Source organism: Streptomyces sp. Ru62, assembly GCF_002920615.1.
Lineage (GTDB): Bacteria > Actinomycetota > Actinomycetes > Streptomycetales > Streptomycetaceae > Streptomyces.
Window position 1 is genome coordinate 255,262 of sequence record NZ_PQSU01000006.1, and the last position, 15,783, is coordinate 271,044.

Consider the following 15,783-nt stretch of genomic DNA (forward strand, 5'->3'; position numbering starts at 1 on the left):
CTTCTCGTGGGGTGTGGCCCGGGAAGCGGGAAGCCCCCACGTTAAGAGAACGGCGTTCTCTTAGTCAAGAGAACAACGTTTTGTTAAGCTCGGTCCGCGCCCGCCGACCATCCCGCCCGAGCGTGCATATGTCGCCTTGGCTGAAAAGAGCCGTATAGTACGATTGATCGACTTGCAGCGAGCGCACGTCGCAACACATCGGTACGGGTGGCTATGTGATAGGGCGGGAATCGGAGTTCGCAGAGCTGACCGCCCTTGTCGACGCGGCGCGGGAGGGACACGGCGCCTCGGTACTCGTGCACGGGGAAGCGGGTATCGGAAAGAGCAGACTCGCGTCCGCGGTCGCCGAGGCCGCGTCCGCGTCCGGCTTCACGGTGCTTTCCTGCCACGGCATCCGTGGCGCCGGCGCGGCCGGTTTCGAGGGGCTGCACGAACTGCTGCTGCCCCTGCTCGACCGTATCGACGCTCTGCCGCCGCGCCAGCGCATGGCCCTCAAGGTCGCGTTCGGGGCGGAGGGGGAACCGGCGGACCGCTTCATCACCGGGCTCGCCGCATTCGGACTGCTGGAGGAAGCCGCGGCACGAGATCCCCTCGTGCTGTTGGTCGAGGACCTGCACTGGCTCGACCGGTCGACAGCCGACATCGTCACCTTCCTCGCGGCCCGCATGAGCGTCATGCCGGCGCTGCTCCTGGCCACCAGCCGGGCTGATCGCATCTACCCCGACCGCAAACTGCACTTCAAGCACCACGTGCCCCTGACGCCGCTCGGGCAGGACGACGCGCTGGAGCTGGTCTCCCTGCACGCGCCCGCGCTGACGCTCCCGCAGCGGCGCCGTCTGGTCGAGCGCGCACTGGGCAACCCGCTCGCCCTGACCGAATGGTCGACCAACCCGTCCTGGGTCGAAGGGCCGCCCTCTGCCGAGGGGAGCCGGGTTCCGATGGGCAGGCGTCTGGAGGAGTCGTTCCTGGCCGAGGTCGCCCTGCTGCCCCCGGCGACGCGGCACGCTCTCCTCGTCGCCGCCGCGGGAGAGGACTCGAGCAGCTACGAAGTGCTCACGGCGGCCCGCAACCTGGGCCTGGACCAAGGCGACTTCGCGCCGGCCGAGAGGTTCGGACTGATCACGCTCACCGCCGGCACGTACAGGTTCCGCCACCCGTTGGTGGGTTCAGCCGTGTACGACAACGCCGACTTCGGCGCACGGTCGCGCGTGCACACCGAACTGGCGGCCGTCGTCGTCGATGCCGCACGGGCCGTCCAGCACCGGGCCGCGGCCGTCGCCGGATGGGACGAGGGCGTCGCCGCCGAACTCGAAGCCCTCGCCGTGACGGCCGCCCGACGGGGTGCGCGGACCGAAGCCGCCGCCGCCTGGCGACGCGCGGCCGCGCTGACCCCGGTCGCGGCGGACCGGGCGCGACGCACGGTGATGGCAGCGGAAACGGCTCGGCAGGCGGGCGCGACGGCCGATGCCGTGGCCCTGCTCGCCGAGGCGAGGCCGATCGTCGAAGACGAGGCGTCGACGGTGCAGTTCGCTCGTACCGAATGGATGCTCGCCGGCAGCAGCTCGGCACTCCTGGGGCGCGGCGGCGACGAACTCGTCGCGATGTCGCGCAGACTCGGCGATCCCGCCGACCGGGTCGAGGTCCTCACATGGGCCGCGGTGCGCAGCTTCCTCCGTCAGGACACCTCTCCCGACCTCGCGACAGCCATCGCGGACGAACTGCGCCGGGCCGACGCCGGCACCGAGCCGCAGCAGGTGCTCCGGGACATCGGCTTGGCCCTGGTCAGCCCGGCGGACCGGATCGGCTCCGTCGAGAAGGCACTGTCGTTCATGCAGCGGGAGGCCCGCGAGGGGTACGCGACACTGCTGAACTGCCTCGCGTTCGCCGTCGAGGACACCCATGACCTCGCCGTCGCCGACCGGGTCTGGGGCGCCGGCGTCGACATGTTCCACCAGTCGGCACGGGCCGGGGACGTGGCGGTGGCCCTCTCCGGACGCAGCACCGTGCGCATGACCGCCAACGCGATCGCCGCCGGCCTGACCGACGCGGAACTCGCGCTGCGCCTCAGCTACGACCTCGATGTGCCGGTGGTCGGGGCCCTGTCCGCCGCGAACATCGCACGCGCACGTGCGTGGCGCGGCGAACACGAGCTCGTGGCCGCCGCCCTGAACACCTGCACCGAACTGTCCGGGCCCACCCCGATCCCCAGGGTGGCGGCCGTGGCGTCCTGGGCGTCCGCTCAGGCGGCGGCGAACGAGGGCCGCGCCGACGAGGCGCTCGCCCACTTGCTGGAATGCGTCGAGCACCCGCCCATCGGTGTGTGGGCGGGCGGCGACCTCGCCGACACGGCCGTGCGAGCCGGCCGGCCCGAGGCGGTGGAGGGATGGCTCGACATGGCTACGACCGCCCTCGCGTCCGACGACTCCGACCATCTCGCGATGCTCGTTGAACGGTCGCGGGCGCTTCTGGCGCAGGGCGCCGACGCACGTGTCCACTTCGAACGGGCGATACAGCGCGGTGAGGCGACCACCGCGTTCCTCGACCTGGCCAAGACCCGGTTGTTCTTCGGCGAGTGGCTGCGCCGGGAACGCCGCATCGTGGAGGCGCGCAGCCATCTCTCCGCCGCGTTGCACGTCTTCGAGTCCCACCACGCGGCACCGCTCGTGCGGCGAACGGCACGGGAGCTGGGCGCCGCCGGCAGCACGGTGCAGACCACGCAGCCGCGCCAGACCTTCGACGCCGGCGCCGTGCTGACCGCCCAGGAACTGCACGTCGCCCGGCTGGCCGCCCAGGGGTACACGAACAGGCAGATCGCCGACCAGCTGTACCTCTCCCACCGCACCGTCGGAGCGCACCTGTACAAGGTCTACGCGAAGTTGCAGATCAACCGGCGGTCGCAGCTCGCCGCCGCCCTCGCGTCCGACACGCCCGACTGACGCGAGGCACGGCCCACGACCGCCGGCCCGGTCATCGGCCGCCCTCCGGGCCCCGGCTCTACGCCAGGCGCGCGCCGCCGTCGACGTGCAGAACCGTTCCGGTGACGTACGGATTGTCCATGGCGAAGAGCACCGCCTTGACGACGTCGTCCGCGGTTCCGACCCGCCGTACGGGGTTGTTGTCGGCGATCTGCCGGAGGAATCCCGGCTTGGCGTCACCGAGCCTGTCCCAGGCACCGCTGTCGATGATGCCGGGGGACACCGCGTTCACGCGCAGCGGGGCGATCTCCACGGCCAGGGCCTGGACGAGGAAGGCCAGGGCGCCGTTGGTGGTCGCCATGACCGTGCGCTCGGGCGCCGGGCGCCAGGCAGCCACCCCGGAGAAGAAGGTGAGGGAACCGCCCTCGCGTGCCTGACCGGCCAGGTGCTTGGCGATGAACAGGGGACCGATCACCTTCGCCGCGAAGGCCCGTCGGACGTCTGCCGGGTCGAGTTCGGCCAGCGGCCCGTTGGCGGGAACCGCCGCCGTCGACACCAGGTGGTCGAAGGGGCCGACCTCGTCGGCAAACCGCGCGACGGACTCGTCGTCGGTGATGTCGAACTCCACGGTCCGCCACGGGCCGCTCAGTTCCCCGGCGGTGTCCTTCAGCTTGCCGAGGTCCGGTCCGGCGAGGACCAGTTCGGCGCCCGCTGCCGAGGCCGTCCGTGCGAGTTGCCGTCCGATCGCGGAGCCGGCTCCGATGACGACGATGCGCTGTCCGGAACGTTCCTGCGTGGTCACGTGGATCTCCTTGGGTGAAGCGCCGTGGCGCGGCCGATGTGGCACGAGCATCACTCTCTCCCCCCACACGCCGATGAGGCCAATGATTGTTTTCGTCGCTCCCCATAAGCTGCCTTCATGGCGTCAGGGGCAGTCACCGTCCGGTCCGGCCGGGGGTGGAGACACTCCTCGCGGTCGCCGGCAGACGGCTTGATCACACCTTCTGGCACACATGTGGGCCGCGATAGCTTGGCGATCGACGTGTCACCCGTTGCTACGACTCGACAAGGTGGATGACGTATGGCCAGTCGGACCAACCGGGCAATCCTGCGGATCCTCGCCGTCGCCGGAGCCGCCGCCGCCCTCGCGTGGCCGGCGGCGACGCCCGCCGGAGCGGCGGAGTTTCCGGGATGGGGCATCAGCCTGTACAGCGGAGCTGACCTGACCGGGACGCGGACCGTCGTCGACCTCGACGACAGCAGTTGTCACACCCTGTCCGAAGCCGCGCTGTCGGCCGTGGACGTGTCCGACGCGGACCTCTACGCGTACTACAACACGGACTGCCGGACCGGCCTGCCGGGACAGAGCGGGGACTCCTACTTCATCGTGGGCAGTCTGCACACGGCGCAGTTCCCGCTTCCCGTGCTCAGCTACCGGGTGGTCCGCAACGGCTGAGGTCCTTCAGGAGGGACGGCCGGTGTCGCGCCCGCCCCGTCGCCCGGCGGCTCACTCCCCCGTCGGCGGGCGGCGGGCGGAGCGGTCGGCGGTGCGCAGGCGTCTGGCGACGTGCGCGGGCATCAGCGGGGCGTGTTCCCCGAGGGCCTCCAGGAAGGACGAGGTGACCGGGTCCGGACTGGTGCGGGTGTATCCGGTCAGTTCCCGGCGCAGGGGCGGGTCGGGACGCAGGAACGCGCCGGAGAAATGCGGCGGGATGGCGTTGGCGGGCACGAGGGTGGGCCCGAGCCCGGCCGCCGCGTACCCGACGGCCGACCCCGCCTGCTCGGTACGCACCGCGACCCGGGGCCGGAACCCGGCGGCGCCACAGGCCCGTTCGAGGATGTCGGACAGGCCGCTGTCGGGGGTGAAGTGCACCCACTCCCGCTCGGCGAGGTCGGCCAGCCGGACGTCCGGTGCGCGGTCGGAGAGCGCCACCGGGTCGTCGGACCGGGTGACGACCAGGAACTCCTCGGCGCCGATGTGCCGTGCGGTGCCCTCCCAGTTCTCCGGCAGCGGGCCCACGGCGACATCGGCCTGGCCCGCGGTCATGGCCTGCGCCATCTCGTCGCTCCGACGGTGTTCGAACAACCGGATGCGCACGCCGGGGTGCTTGCGACGCCACAGCCCGAGGACCGTGGGCAGCACGCCCGAGCTGACCGAGTAGAGCGTGGCCAGGTGCAGCTCACCGGTGGAGACGCCGGCGGCGCGGCGGGCGGAGACGGTGGCCCGGCCGGCCTCGGCCAGCGCGGCCCGGGCATGGGGCAGCATCGACCGTCCGGCCGGGGTGAGCCGCACGCCGCGCGGCAGCCGTTCCAGCAGCGGCCCGCCGACCTCCCGTTCCAGTGCCTGGAACTGGTGGGAGAGTCCGGGCTGGGTGACGTTGAGGCTTTCCGCGGCGCGGGTGAACGAACCCTCGTCCACGATCGCCACCAGGTACTCAAGTTGTCGCAGCGTTGCCATGCGCTCAGCTTATCGAAAGAATGCCAAAGAGTTCTTGGACTTATGACTCGGTGCGGGAGCACGATGAACGGGTCCCGGGGAGCGGACGGCCCGAACAGGTCGGAAGACTCCGGACACCCCGTCCTACATGGCGGAGTTTCCGCAGCTCAGGCGCGTATGTCCAAGGAGTCGTCATGTCCCCCTCCCGCTCGGAACCGACCATCACCGTGGGCAACGTCGCCCTGTCGTTCCACCGTGCCGCCGCCGCGGTCACGCGCCGCGTCCTGGAGGCCCACGGGCACCGGGTGAACAGCGTGGAGGCACCGCACGAGCAGTTGTTCCGGCTCCAGGAGGAGGGCGGCATCGACGTCCTGGTCTCCGCGTGGCTGCCCTCCAGCCATGACACCTACCTCTCCCGCTACCGGGACCGGGTCCGGGTGCTGACGCCGCACTACCAGCCGTACTGCGTGTGGGCGGTGCCGCCCTACGTCCCCGAGGACGAGGTGCGGGAGGTCGCCGACCTGACGCGGCCGGAGGTGGCCGGACGGATGACGAAGGCCATCGACGGCATCAACCCGGGCGCCGGCATCAGCCGCTTCTCCGCCCGGATGGTGGACGCGTACGGTCTGGCCGAGGTCGGCTACTCCTTCACCCCCGGCACCGAGTCCGGCTTCCTCTCCCGGGTGGAGCGGGGCATCGCCGCACGGGAGTGGTTCGTCGTCCCGCTGTGGCGCCCGCAGTACCTGAACCGCCTGTACGGCCTGCGCCCTCTGGAGGAGCCCAAGGGCCTGTTGGGCACCGTGGACGACGCCAGTCCGGTCGTCCGGCTGGACGCGCTGGAGCACCTGCACCCCGACGCGGTCGCCCGGCTGGACGGCCTGTACCTGGGCAACGACGGTGTCGAGGAGATCGACGCCCTGATCAACGTGGACGGCCTCACCCCGTTGCAGGCCGCGGACCGCTACCTCGCGCAGCACGGCCACGCCCTGAGGGCGTGATCCGCCACGCGGCGACGCGGCGGCACGCCCGTAGACCACGACTTACCCGTTCGAACAGCACACGGAAAGCGAAGATGTTCCCATGAACAAGACCACCATGCGGGCCGTCGGTTACCGCGCGAGCCTCCCCGTCGACGACCCGGAGAGCCTGGTCGACGTGGAACTGCCCGTCCCCGAACCCGGCCCGCACGACCTGCTGGTGAAGGTCGAGGCCGTGGCGGTCAACCCCGTCGACTACAAGATCCGGCAGAGCAACGACCCGGGCGGCGAGATCAAGGTGCTCGGCTGGGACGCGGCGGGCACCGTGGTCGCGGTCGGCGAGAAGGTCGAGATGTTCGAGGCGGGCGACGAGGTGTACTACGCCGGCGCTCTGGACCGGGCCGGCGCCAACTCCGAGTACCACACGGTCGACGAGCGCATCGTGGCCCGCAAGCCCGCCACGTTGTCCTTCACGGAAGCCGCGGCCCTGCCGCTGACCTCGCTGACCGCCTGGGAGGGGCTGTTCGAGCACCTCGGCCTGGAGAACGGCGGACTGAACCAGGACGGCGCCCTGCTGATCACCGCCGCGGCCGGAGGCGTCGGTTCCATCACGGCTCAGCTGGCCCGCGCCCTGACCAGCCTGACCGTCATCGGCACCGCCTCCCGTCCGGAGACCGTGGAGTTCGCCACCCGCATGGGGGTGCGGCACATCGTGGACCACCGCGAGCCCCTGGTCCCCCAGATCGCCGAGGTGGCCCCGGACGGCCTGACACACGTGTTCAGCACCGCCCACACCGACGGCAACCTGGGCGCCTACGCCGAAGCCCTGCGGCCGTTCGGCCGGATCGTCGCCATCGACGACTTCGACTCCCTGCCCATCGGCGTGCTGAAGGCCAAGAGCATCTCCTACCACTGGGAGTTCATGTTCACCCGCTCCCTGTTCCAGACTGCCGACCAGGACCGGCAGCGGCACATCCTGACCCAGATCGCCCGTCTCGTGGACGCGGGCATCATCACCACCACCGCCGTGAAGGACCTCGGCCGGATCGACGCGACGAACCTCCGCGAGGCACACCGCGTCATGGAGTCCGGCACCGCCATCGGCAAGATCACCCTCACCGGCTTCTGAGCCGCCCGCCCCACGCCGGCCGGCCGCGCGACACTGCCCCAGGGCGCTCATCACCTGCGCTCACGGGCACCGGCGACCGGAACCACGTGTCCGGCCGGTGCGCGGCGACGACAGTTGTTCCGGAGCGCGGCCGGCCATGCGCGGTCCGCGCGGACACGCACGGCCGCATCCGGCCCCCAGGGCCACCCGACGACTTACGGAGAATGCCATGACCCACCCTGAGAACGGGCCCATCGTCCTCGTCGCGCGCATGCAGGCGCGCCCCGGCAAGGAGCAGGAACTGCGGGACGCGCTGCCCGCTCTGGTGGCCGCCACCCGCCAGGAGGACGGTTGCCTCACCTATGTGCCGCACCAGGGCCTGGACGACCCCGGGCTGCTGGTGATGCACGAGGTGTGGCAGAGCGAGGAGCACCTGCGCGCCCACGCGGCCAGCGACCACCTGCGGCGGTTCGCGGAGCTCGCGGAGATGCTGACGGTGGGGGGCATCCAGATCGAGCGGCTGACCGAGCTGGCCGTGTAGACGGTACGTCCGGCCGGCTCACCGGGCCGGGACCGGGTCCCCGGCGGCGGGGCGCTAGCGTTGCTCACCGTTCGCGCCCCGCCCGGGGGCGCACCGAGGTTGGGACCCCGATGTTCACCAGCGTTCTTCTGATCGAGCAGCAGCTGTCGGCGGCGGACGTCAAGTTCGTCACCACTCTCCACGACGACGAGACGTTCTTCGTCGTCCTCATGCAGCCACGGGGCGCTGAGAACCGGCTGCTGCGCTCCCTGGACGACATCGCGCTCGGAGAGCTGGAGCGGGCTGCTCGCGAAGGTGAGGAGCCGGAGGGCGAGGAGGCCCGGCAGCAGGCCGCCCTGGCACTGGAACACTCGGTCCGGAGCCTGCGGGAGGCCGGCAGCGAGTCCGTCGGGCAACTGGTAGGCGGCCATCCCCTGACCCTCCTGCGGTCGGTGGTCGAGGAGACGGGTGCCGACGAGGTGATCGTGCTGACCGCTCCGCATCTCGTCGAGGAACTCCTCCACCTCGACTGGGCCGGCCGGGCCCGTCACACGGTGGGCGTTCCGGTACTGAAGCTGTACGCACACGACGACGAGAGGTGACCACCCGCGCGCACGCCCCCCACGGGCGGCGGCACCGCCGCCCGGACCGCGAGACCCCCTCGGCCGGCGGGGCGGCGCGGACGCGTCAGTCACACGACCGATGCCTGGACGCACCACCGGTGACACGCTCCGAACGGCTCGGCCCCCACCCGGCCGGCACGCACCACGACGGTGCGGCGGAGGAAAGGAAGTCCATCATGACCACCGCATCCACGGCATCGGCACCGATCGGTCTGGTTCTCATCGACACGGTCAACGAGATCTTCTCCGAGCAGGGCAAGGGATATCCCGGCTTCAAGGCCGAATTCGAGCGGATCGGCACCCTGGGCAACCTGCGTCGTCTGCTCGCCGGCTTCCGGGACAAGGGTTTCCCCGCGTTCTTCTCGCCGATGTCGTACACCGACGAGGAGTACGCGCACTGGCGGCACAAGTCCGGCATCCACCACATGATGTTCGACAACCGCATGTTCGAGGCGGGTAGTTGGGGTGCCGAGTTCCACCCCGACCTCACGCCCGGTCCCCACGACGTGACCATCGCGCCGCACAAGAACCTCGATGTCTTCGCGACGACCGATCTCGACATCCAGCTGAAGCGGCGTGGTGTCGAACACGTCGTCGTAGCGGGCATGATCGGCACGATGTGCGTGGAATCGACGGCGCGCAGCGCCATGGAACGCGGATACCGGGTGACCCTGGTCCCGGATGCCACGGCCCCCGACGGCGGACCGGACTCCTACGAGCAGATGCTGCGGCGTTACGCGCTGATCGCGCACGAGGTGCTGCCCACCGGCGAACTGCTGGCGACGGAACCGTTCCGGAGCCGCTGACCCGACGTGCCGGGGCCGTCGCCGTGGCGGGACCAGCGGTCAGTCCGACTCCGGCTCCCTGGTGCCGGTGTGGAAGACGGCGGTGACGGCCTTGCCTTCGAGCGCCGGACGGGCGTGCCAGGAGTCGGCGAGAGCGGCGACGAGGTGCAGGCCCCGGCCGGACTCGGCCAGCGGGTCCGCCTCGGCCGCGCGCGGCCAGCTCGCCGTCCCGCCCTTGTCGAAGACCGTCAGCGAGGTGACGTCCCGGTCGTGGTGGAGCATCAGGCCGCGGACGCCGGCCGTGTGGGACACCGCGTTCGCCACCAGCTCGGTGACGACGAGGAGCGCGTCCGGCAACCTCGCTCCGAGCAACTCCGCGCAGGTGTTCCGCACCGCTTCCCTGGCCCGCTGCTCCGCCCGGCCGGAACCGGCGAGGCTGATCACCCGGCAGGCGCCCGCCGAGGGCCGCACCTCCACCCGCACACCTTCTCGCTCAGGGCTGAGTGTTCTGTTCACGATCGTGTCCTCCCACGCCGAAGCCGCTGTTCAGACCAACCGATCGGTTGAGTTGGATATTCCAACTAACTAGTCGGCCGCCTGAGTTGACCGCCGGGCGCGACGAGCGCCGTCTGCGCGCGACGGATTCCGGCTCCCCCTGGTTCGACAGGCGGGACCGTCGCGTGCGTTGAGGCAGAAGGGCTGCCCCAACGGCTCGTTCGTGTCCCTCCGCAGCCGCTTGCGACCCTGGCGGCAGCAGGATGAGGGCGGCGGGTTGTGGATGACCTCGCAAGGAGGGGAACGCGGTAGCGCCCGTTCCCCTCCACCCGCGACACGGGGCCGTACGGCCGACTCGAAGCAGGCAACCCGCATACGCTCAGCGCCCCGACCGGGCGTCGTCCCGGTGGCGTTCACACGTTCTCATCAGGTGAGAGGAACCACGATGACGTCCTTGGCCCATGCCGTACACGTCAGTCCGATGCAGCCGTTGGCGCCGGCCGCCCTGCCTCCCCGGCCGGACGGCGGCCCGCTGGTGTGGTCTCCGCTGACCACCGCTCTCATCTACGGTCCCCGCGAGGCCGTCCTGGTGGACCCGGGGTTGACCACGGAGCAGGGGGTCGCCGTCGCGGAGTGGGCCGCCGGTTTCGATCGTACGATCACCGGCGTCTACGTCACCCACGCGCACGGCGACCACTGGTACGCGACGGCGGCCGTGCGTGAGCGGTTCCCGGACCTGAAGGTGTGGGCCACGCCCGAGACGATCGCGGAGATGGAGCGGACCACCCCCGGCGGCCGGCCGAACCCCTTCTGGGGAGCGGCGTTCCCCGGCCTGATCGGCGACACCCCGGTCATCGCCGAGGCCGTCCCGGAAGGCGGCCTCCAGGTCGACGGGCAGCCGCTCGTCCCCCATGCCGCCGGGCACACCGACACCGATCACACCACGTTCCTGCACGTGCCGTCCTTGGACCTGGTCGTCAGTGGCGACGTCATCTACAACCAGGTGCACCAGTACCTCTCCGAGGCCGGCACCCACGGCATCGACAGCTGGCTCGACGCGATCGACGCCGTGGCCGCCGTCAACCCGACCACCGTCGTGGCCGGGCACAAGAACCCCGAGCGTGACGATCCGGCGTCCATCATCGACGACACGCGCGACTACCTGCGTGCGGCCGCGGAGGTCTTCGCCGGTGCCACCAGCCGGGCGGAGTACTTCGAGGCGATGACACAGAGGTTCCCGGCATGGCTGAACCCGGGCATCGCGTGGCTGACCGCGGTGGGGCGCTGGGCCGAGTGAGCCAGGTGTGAGGCACGCGACGGGGTCGTGCCGCCGGTGCCGATCAGTACCGGGTGCGGCCCCTCACCCCGCCCACCGCAGGGTGCCGTCCGGTCCGGCCGGGGTCACCGGGCCGCCCCGGCGGGGCGGGTCGACGGCCTGGCAAGGAGTGTTGCCGGCCTGCCGGACCGGTGCTCACTCCAAGCGGTGGTCGGACAGGTCGACGGAGACGATCAGCGGCTCCGGCGCCGGGGTGTTGTCCGGCTGACGCGGGTGGATCCGCAGCCTGGACGGCAGCGTGATTCCCTGGACCTGCACCGGATCGATGAGGTAGCGGGCCGCGGGGTTGCTGCGCAGGAGGCCTGCGCCCTCGCCAGGTATGTCACAGCGATGCGTGCGGGCGACCCGGCTCCTGTAATGACCAACTGGTCATTACTGCGCGAGAGTCGTACGCTCTTAATGACCGACTGGTCATTAAGAGCAGACGGCGTATCCACTCGTCAGGAGTTGAGACGGCATGTCCGAAGACAGGGAGCCCACGCGTCACCAGGTGGTCATCGTCGGCGGTGGCCCCGTCGGCCTGTGGACCGCTCATGAACTGGCCCTCGCGGGCGTACACCCCCTCGTCCTGGAGCAGGGGGAGCACCGCAGCCCGCACTCCAAGGCCCTGGGCGTGCATCCCCGCACGATCGAGGTACTGGCCATGCGCGGCCGTCACGAGGAGATCCTGGCAGCCGGCCGGCCCATGCCGAACTGGCACTTCGGCATGCTGGACAACCGGCTGGACTTCAGCGCGCTGCCCACGCCCTTCCCCTTCATGCTGGCCTTCCCGCAGTCGGCCACCGAGGAACTGCTGGAGCGGTACGCGGTCGAGTCGGGCGCGGTGGTCCGGCGGGGTCACGAGGTGGTCTCCCTGACCCAGGACGACGCGGCCGTCACCCTCCGGGTGCGGGGCCCCGGGGGCACCTACGAGGTGACCGCCGAGTACGTCGTCGGCGCCGACGGCACCCGCAGCACCGTGCGCCGGCAAGCGGGCGTCGACTTCCCCGGGACCGGGACGTCCGCGTACGGGTACCTCGGCGAGGTCGTGCTGGACAGTCCGCCACCGGCCGGGTTCCAGGCCCTGAACGAGGCCGGTCGCCTCCTGGTCGTGCCGCTGCCGCGCGGCAGGTACCGCGTCACCGGGTACGACCCGCTCAACCAGCACCGCGATCCGCTCACGCTGGACGAACTCCGGGACGCCGCACGGCGCATCGCCGGCACCGACTTCGGCATGCGCGACCCGTCCTGGCTGACCCGGTTCGGCAACGCGACGCGCCTGGCCGCGTCCTACCGTGCCGGCCGGGTGCTGCTGGCCGGGGACGCCGCGCACAGCCACTTCCCCGCGGGCGGGGTCGGTCTCAACGTCGGGCTCCAGGACGCCATGAACCTCGGCTGGAAACTGGCCGCCGTCGCACAGGGCAGGGCCGGCTCGGAGCTGCTCGACACCTACCACTCGGAACGGCACGCGGTGGGCGAGGAGCTCGCGGAGCACACGCTGGCGCAGAGCGCGCTGATCACGGGCCTCACTGCGGACGTCACCGCGCTGCGGTCCCTGCTGAGCGACGCGATCGCCGACGAGCCGCACTTCTCCAGGATGCTGGCCGGCAAGCTCTCGGGACTCGACACGGCCTACCCGCCGGCCGACGCGGACGCCCATCCCCTCACCGGGGTCCGGGCCTACGACCCCGAGGGCCAGGGCATCCTCCCGCTGCTGCACGACGGCCGTCCGGTGCTGCTGGCCATGGGTGACGCCCCGGTCCCCGCGGAGGTGGCCGAACAGGCGGCGGCGGTCGGCGTCGCAGTCCACCGCAGCCGGCTCTCCACCACCGGCGGGGACGACTGGGCCGGCGTGACCGCGGCACTGCTGCGGCCCGACGGACACGTGTGGTGGGCGACCGAACAGCCCGCCGACACGGCCGGCTTCGCCAGTGAGACGGTCAAGGCCCTGGACACCCTGCCCGCGCGGTTTTGAGCGCGTGGGCGTGCCGCCGGCCGACCCGGGAGCGGGCGAATCCGGCCTCGGCACCGGTGAGCTCGCCTGTCGAGGTGTCGCGCGCTGGAGCCGAGACGATCGGGTGGGCAGGTCGAGATCTCCTCGGGTCCGCGGGGTGTGGCCCTCCCCGGCATGGCCCGGGTGGCCGCGGTTCCCGCGTGTGAGCCTCGGGCGCTCGTCCGTGCCGAGTCCACCCACGCGGGACCGGTCCGGCGATAGCGTGATCCTCATGACGGCTGAAGACGAGGCGCTGGTCGGCGGGATGATGAACGCGGGGGCGGTCTTCCGCCGGGGGGAGCTGGTGGAACGCCCGGCACCGCGCAACGCACGCGCCCTGCACGCCCATCTCCTCGCGCTGAGGGGCCACGGCTTCGACGCGGCGCCGGCCCCAGTCGGTCTCACCGCGGACGGCCGCGAGCAGCTGACCTTCATCCCCGGCGACGTGCCTCTGCCGCCGTTCCCGGACTGGGCGATGACGAAGAGCGCCCTCGAATCGGTGGGGCGCCTGCTGCGGCGCCTGCATGAGACCAGCGCGGCCGTCGCGGTCGACACCCGTGCCGAGTGGTCCCGGGAGCTGGCCGACCCGGAGGGGGGAACGATGCTGTGCCACAACGACGTGTGCCCGGACAACGTCGTCTTCCGCGAGGGCCGTGCCGCTGCCCTGATCGATTTCGACCTGGCGGCCCCTGGCCGTCCCCTGTGGGACATCGCCATGACCGCCCGCTACTGGGTGCCCATGCTCGATCCCGCATCCGCGGCCGCCCTCCATCCCTCCGGGCTGGACGCGCCCGCACGGCTGCGGATCCTTGCCGACGGCTACGGCCTCTCGGCGGGCGACCGCGCCGAGCTGCCCGGCGTCATCGAGCAGGCCACGGAGGTCTGCCGGGCCTTCGTCGCCCGCCGCGTGGCCGACGGCGACCCCGGCTATCTCCGGGCGTTGGCCGAGCGCGGCGGATGGGAACGCTGGGACCGGGTGCAGACATGGCTGGTGGACCACCGCGAGACGTTCACGGCCGCCCTGTTGAGCTGACCGGACCGGACGTCCGAGGACGCACTCGCGGGGTCGTTCTCGGAGCCGCGTTCATCGTCGGTTCCGGGAATGCATCGCGGGGTGGTGGTGTTGAGAGAACCGTCTGACATGTTCGAGTCAACAGGCTCGGGCGGTCGGCGGAAGGAGTCCCTCATGGCACGCAGCACCACACGCCCGGTCGTCAAGCTGAGGTCGACGGCCGGAACCGGAGTCACCTACGTGACCCGCAAGAACCGTCTGAACGACCCCGACCGGCTGGTCCTGCGCAAGTACGACCCGGTGGCCGGCGCGCACGTCCTGTTCCGCGAGGAGCGCTGACCCCCGCGGGGAGCGCTGACTCCCGCGGTGAGCGCTGACCCCCGCGAGGAGCGCTGCCCCCCGCGCAACCCCGGCCCTCCTGAAGAACGCACTTCCCCCGAGGAGGAACACCCCATGAGGAACGGCATCCACCCCGTCTCCCGCCCCGTCGTCTTCCGCGACCGCGCGGCAGGCTTCCAGCTGCTGACCCGCTCCACCATCGAGTCCCGGCGGACGGTCGAGTGGGAGGACGGCACCACGTACCCGGTCGTCGACGTCGAGATCTCGTCGGCGAGCCACCCGTTCTACACCGGCACCTCGCGCGTCGTGGACACCGCGGGCCGCGTGGAACGCTTCCAGCGGCGCTACGGCCGTACCACCACCGACCGCCACTGAGCGCCACCGACCGCCACTGACGCCACGCCTCCACGGCCCGGCACCGCACCCGCGGTGCCGGGCCGTTCCCGTGCCCCGCGCGTACGCCTGCCCGAAGCGCCCACCGCGCCGCACGAAGCCGTCAGTCGTTTGACCGATGCCCCGGGTCGGCCGCCCCAGCAAGCTCCCTCCCAGGTGTTTGTAACGGACACGTGAACGGGGTCTCGTGCCGGGTCCCCTCGCGTGCGAGCGTCCAAGGAGAGCAGTGGCCACCAAACGCGACATGGTCGTGCGCCCCGCGCATGACCTCGGCGGACTGCCGGCCGGGCCGGTCGTCCAGTCGGACCACGAGATGACCCCCTTCGAGAAGAGCTGCCACGCGCTGCTCAACGTCCTCGCCGAGCACAAGCTCGTCAACACGGAGGAGAAGCGCCGCGGGGTGGAGGACCTCGGTGCGCAGCTCGTCGGCGAACTCACCTACTACGAGAGGTGGGCCGTCTCGGCGTCCAAGGTGCTGATCGAGAAGGGCGTCATCACCTCGGAGGAACTGGGCGCCAAGATGAACGAGATCCGGGCGCGGCTGACGGAGGTCGCCGCGTGAGCAGCCGCTTCGTCAAGGACCAGAAGGTGCGCATCGCCGACCGCGACGCCCCCGGCCACGTACGGACCCCGGTCTACGTCCGCGGCAAGGAGGGCCGGATCGAGCGCGTCCTGCCCCGCTTCCTCAATCCGGAGCGCGAGGCGTACGGCGTCAACGAGGGCACGGACGTGCGCCTGTACCGGGTGCGCATCGAGCAGTCCGCCCTCTGGCCCGACTACGACGGACCGGCGGACGACGTCCTCGAACTGGAGATATACGAGCACTGGCTTGAGCCGGTCGACCACTCCCCCACGCAAGGAGCCTGACCTC

Annotated in this window: 18 protein-coding genes; 14 read left to right on the forward strand and 4 right to left on the reverse strand. The window is 71.3% G+C overall.

Features of this window, described 5'->3' with window-relative positions; translation table 11 throughout:
- Positions 1–215 precede the first annotated feature (215 nt).
- On the forward strand, positions 216–2,936 hold the full coding sequence (locus tag C3492_RS10960) for an AAA family ATPase (protein WP_258055613.1): 2,721 nt from the start codon (positions 216–218) through the stop codon (positions 2,934–2,936).
- A 58-nt stretch (positions 2,937–2,994) separates the two neighbouring features.
- Here C3492_RS10960 and C3492_RS10965 read toward each other — a convergent pair whose 3' ends face one another.
- On the reverse strand, positions 2,995–3,717 hold the full coding sequence (locus tag C3492_RS10965; protein WP_103811521.1) for an SDR family oxidoreductase: 723 nt from the start codon (positions 3,715–3,717) through the stop codon (positions 2,995–2,997).
- 279 nt (positions 3,718–3,996) lie between these two features.
- On the opposite strand from C3492_RS10965, the gene C3492_RS10970 reads away from it, so the two are divergent.
- Entirely contained in the window at positions 3,997–4,371 is a 375-nt protein-coding gene (locus C3492_RS10970; protein ID WP_103811522.1) for a hypothetical protein, read from the forward strand.
- A 51-nt stretch (positions 4,372–4,422) separates the two neighbouring features.
- Here C3492_RS10970 and C3492_RS10975 read toward each other — a convergent pair whose 3' ends face one another.
- On the reverse strand, positions 4,423–5,373 hold the full coding sequence (locus tag C3492_RS10975) for a LysR family transcriptional regulator (RefSeq protein WP_103811523.1): 951 nt from the start codon (positions 5,371–5,373) through the stop codon (positions 4,423–4,425).
- Between the two features lie 173 nt (positions 5,374–5,546).
- Between C3492_RS10975 and C3492_RS10980 the strand changes: the two genes are divergently transcribed.
- From C3492_RS10980 to C3492_RS11000, 5 genes are all read left to right on the forward strand, one after another.
- A complete protein-coding gene (locus C3492_RS10980) occupies positions 5,547–6,350 on the forward strand; it encodes a glycine betaine ABC transporter substrate-binding protein (protein WP_103811524.1) in 804 nt (267 codons plus the stop codon).
- A gap of 82 nt (positions 6,351–6,432) precedes the next feature.
- Positions 6,433–7,458, forward strand: coding sequence for a zinc-binding alcohol dehydrogenase family protein (locus C3492_RS10985; protein WP_103811525.1), 1,026 nt, complete (start codon positions 6,433–6,435; stop codon positions 7,456–7,458).
- A gap of 208 nt (positions 7,459–7,666) precedes the next feature.
- Entirely contained in the window at positions 7,667–7,978 is a 312-nt protein-coding gene (locus C3492_RS10990; RefSeq protein ID WP_103811526.1) for a putative quinol monooxygenase, read from the forward strand.
- A gap of 110 nt (positions 7,979–8,088) precedes the next feature.
- Complete coding sequence (locus tag C3492_RS10995) at positions 8,089–8,559, forward strand: indole-3-glycerol phosphate synthase (RefSeq protein ID WP_103811527.1); 471 nt, start codon at positions 8,089–8,091, stop codon at positions 8,557–8,559.
- 197 nt (positions 8,560–8,756) lie between these two features.
- Complete coding sequence (locus tag C3492_RS11000) at positions 8,757–9,386, forward strand: cysteine hydrolase family protein (RefSeq protein ID WP_103811573.1); 630 nt, start codon at positions 8,757–8,759, stop codon at positions 9,384–9,386.
- A 39-nt stretch (positions 9,387–9,425) separates the two neighbouring features.
- Here the strand turns inward: C3492_RS11000 and C3492_RS11005 are convergent, their stop codons facing one another.
- Positions 9,426–9,881: an ATP-binding protein gene (locus C3492_RS11005; protein ID WP_258055614.1), complete on the reverse strand. Its 456-nt coding sequence runs from the start codon at positions 9,879–9,881 to the stop codon at positions 9,426–9,428.
- Between the two features lie 424 nt (positions 9,882–10,305).
- Between C3492_RS11005 and C3492_RS11010 the strand changes: the two genes are divergently transcribed.
- Positions 10,306–11,157 carry an MBL fold metallo-hydrolase gene (locus C3492_RS11010; protein WP_103811529.1) on the forward strand — a complete coding sequence of 284 codons (852 nt, stop codon included), beginning with the start codon at positions 10,306–10,308 and terminating at the stop codon, positions 11,155–11,157.
- A 174-nt stretch (positions 11,158–11,331) separates the two neighbouring features.
- On the opposite strand, the gene C3492_RS45595 is transcribed toward C3492_RS11010, so the two are convergent.
- Positions 11,332–11,454 (reverse strand): hypothetical protein, encoded by a 123-nt coding sequence (locus C3492_RS45595; protein ID WP_258055615.1) that lies wholly within the window; start codon positions 11,452–11,454, stop codon positions 11,332–11,334.
- Between the two features lie 199 nt (positions 11,455–11,653).
- Between C3492_RS45595 and C3492_RS11015 the strand changes: the two genes are divergently transcribed.
- The 6 genes from C3492_RS11015 to C3492_RS11040 all read left to right on the forward strand — a co-directional run bounded on the left by C3492_RS11015 (position 11,654) and on the right by C3492_RS11040 (position 15,779).
- Positions 11,654–13,150, forward strand: a complete 1,497-nt coding sequence (locus tag C3492_RS11015; RefSeq protein WP_103811530.1) for an FAD-dependent monooxygenase — start codon at positions 11,654–11,656, stop codon at positions 13,148–13,150.
- Between the two features lie 250 nt (positions 13,151–13,400).
- Entirely contained in the window at positions 13,401–14,201 is an 801-nt protein-coding gene (locus C3492_RS11020; RefSeq protein ID WP_103811531.1) for a phosphotransferase, read from the forward strand.
- Positions 14,202–14,354: 153 nt separating this feature from the next.
- Positions 14,355–14,519, forward strand: coding sequence for a 50S ribosomal protein L33 (rpmG, locus tag C3492_RS11025; protein ID WP_103810678.1), 165 nt, complete (start codon positions 14,355–14,357; stop codon positions 14,517–14,519).
- 114 nt (positions 14,520–14,633) lie between these two features.
- The gene (locus C3492_RS11030; RefSeq protein ID WP_103811532.1) at positions 14,634–14,894 is read left to right on the forward strand and encodes a type B 50S ribosomal protein L31; all 261 of its coding nucleotides are present in this window, start codon (positions 14,634–14,636) and stop codon (positions 14,892–14,894) included.
- 244 nt (positions 14,895–15,138) lie between these two features.
- The gene (locus tag C3492_RS11035) at positions 15,139–15,474 is read left to right on the forward strand and encodes an SH3-like domain-containing protein (RefSeq protein WP_103811533.1); all 336 of its coding nucleotides are present in this window, start codon (positions 15,139–15,141) and stop codon (positions 15,472–15,474) included.
- Positions 15,471–15,779 carry an SH3-like domain-containing protein gene (locus C3492_RS11040; protein ID WP_103811534.1) on the forward strand — a complete coding sequence of 103 codons (309 nt, stop codon included), beginning with the start codon at positions 15,471–15,473 and terminating at the stop codon, positions 15,777–15,779. Before C3492_RS11035 ends, C3492_RS11040 begins: the two co-directional genes overlap by 4 nt.
- The last annotated feature ends 4 nt before the right edge of the window (positions 15,780–15,783 follow it).

What these genes read in the sequence shown, in the direction of transcription:
- C3492_RS10970 (WP_103811522.1), top strand. Translation starts at nt 3,997, where the DNA reads ATGGCCAGTCGGACCAACCGGGCAATCCTGCGGATCCTCGCCGTCGCC.
- C3492_RS10975 (WP_103811523.1), bottom strand. Translation starts at nt 5,373, where the DNA reads ATGGCAACGCTGCGACAACTTGAGTACCTGGTGGCGATCGTGGACGAG.
- C3492_RS10980 (WP_103811524.1), top strand. Translation starts at nt 5,547, where the DNA reads ATGTCCCCCTCCCGCTCGGAACCGACCATCACCGTGGGCAACGTCGCC.
- C3492_RS10985 (WP_103811525.1), top strand. Translation starts at nt 6,433, where the DNA reads ATGAACAAGACCACCATGCGGGCCGTCGGTTACCGCGCGAGCCTCCCC.
- C3492_RS10990 (WP_103811526.1), top strand. Translation starts at nt 7,667, where the DNA reads ATGACCCACCCTGAGAACGGGCCCATCGTCCTCGTCGCGCGCATGCAG.
- C3492_RS10995 (WP_103811527.1), top strand. Translation starts at nt 8,089, where the DNA reads ATGTTCACCAGCGTTCTTCTGATCGAGCAGCAGCTGTCGGCGGCGGAC.
- C3492_RS11000 (WP_103811573.1), top strand. Translation starts at nt 8,757, where the DNA reads ATGACCACCGCATCCACGGCATCGGCACCGATCGGTCTGGTTCTCATC.
- C3492_RS11010 (WP_103811529.1), top strand. Translation starts at nt 10,306, where the DNA reads ATGACGTCCTTGGCCCATGCCGTACACGTCAGTCCGATGCAGCCGTTG.
- C3492_RS11015 (WP_103811530.1), top strand. Translation starts at nt 11,654, where the DNA reads ATGTCCGAAGACAGGGAGCCCACGCGTCACCAGGTGGTCATCGTCGGC.
- C3492_RS11020 (WP_103811531.1), top strand. Translation starts at nt 13,401, where the DNA reads ATGACGGCTGAAGACGAGGCGCTGGTCGGCGGGATGATGAACGCGGGG.
- rpmG (WP_103810678.1), top strand. Translation starts at nt 14,355, where the DNA reads ATGGCACGCAGCACCACACGCCCGGTCGTCAAGCTGAGGTCGACGGCC.
- C3492_RS11030 (WP_103811532.1), top strand. Translation starts at nt 14,634, where the DNA reads ATGAGGAACGGCATCCACCCCGTCTCCCGCCCCGTCGTCTTCCGCGAC.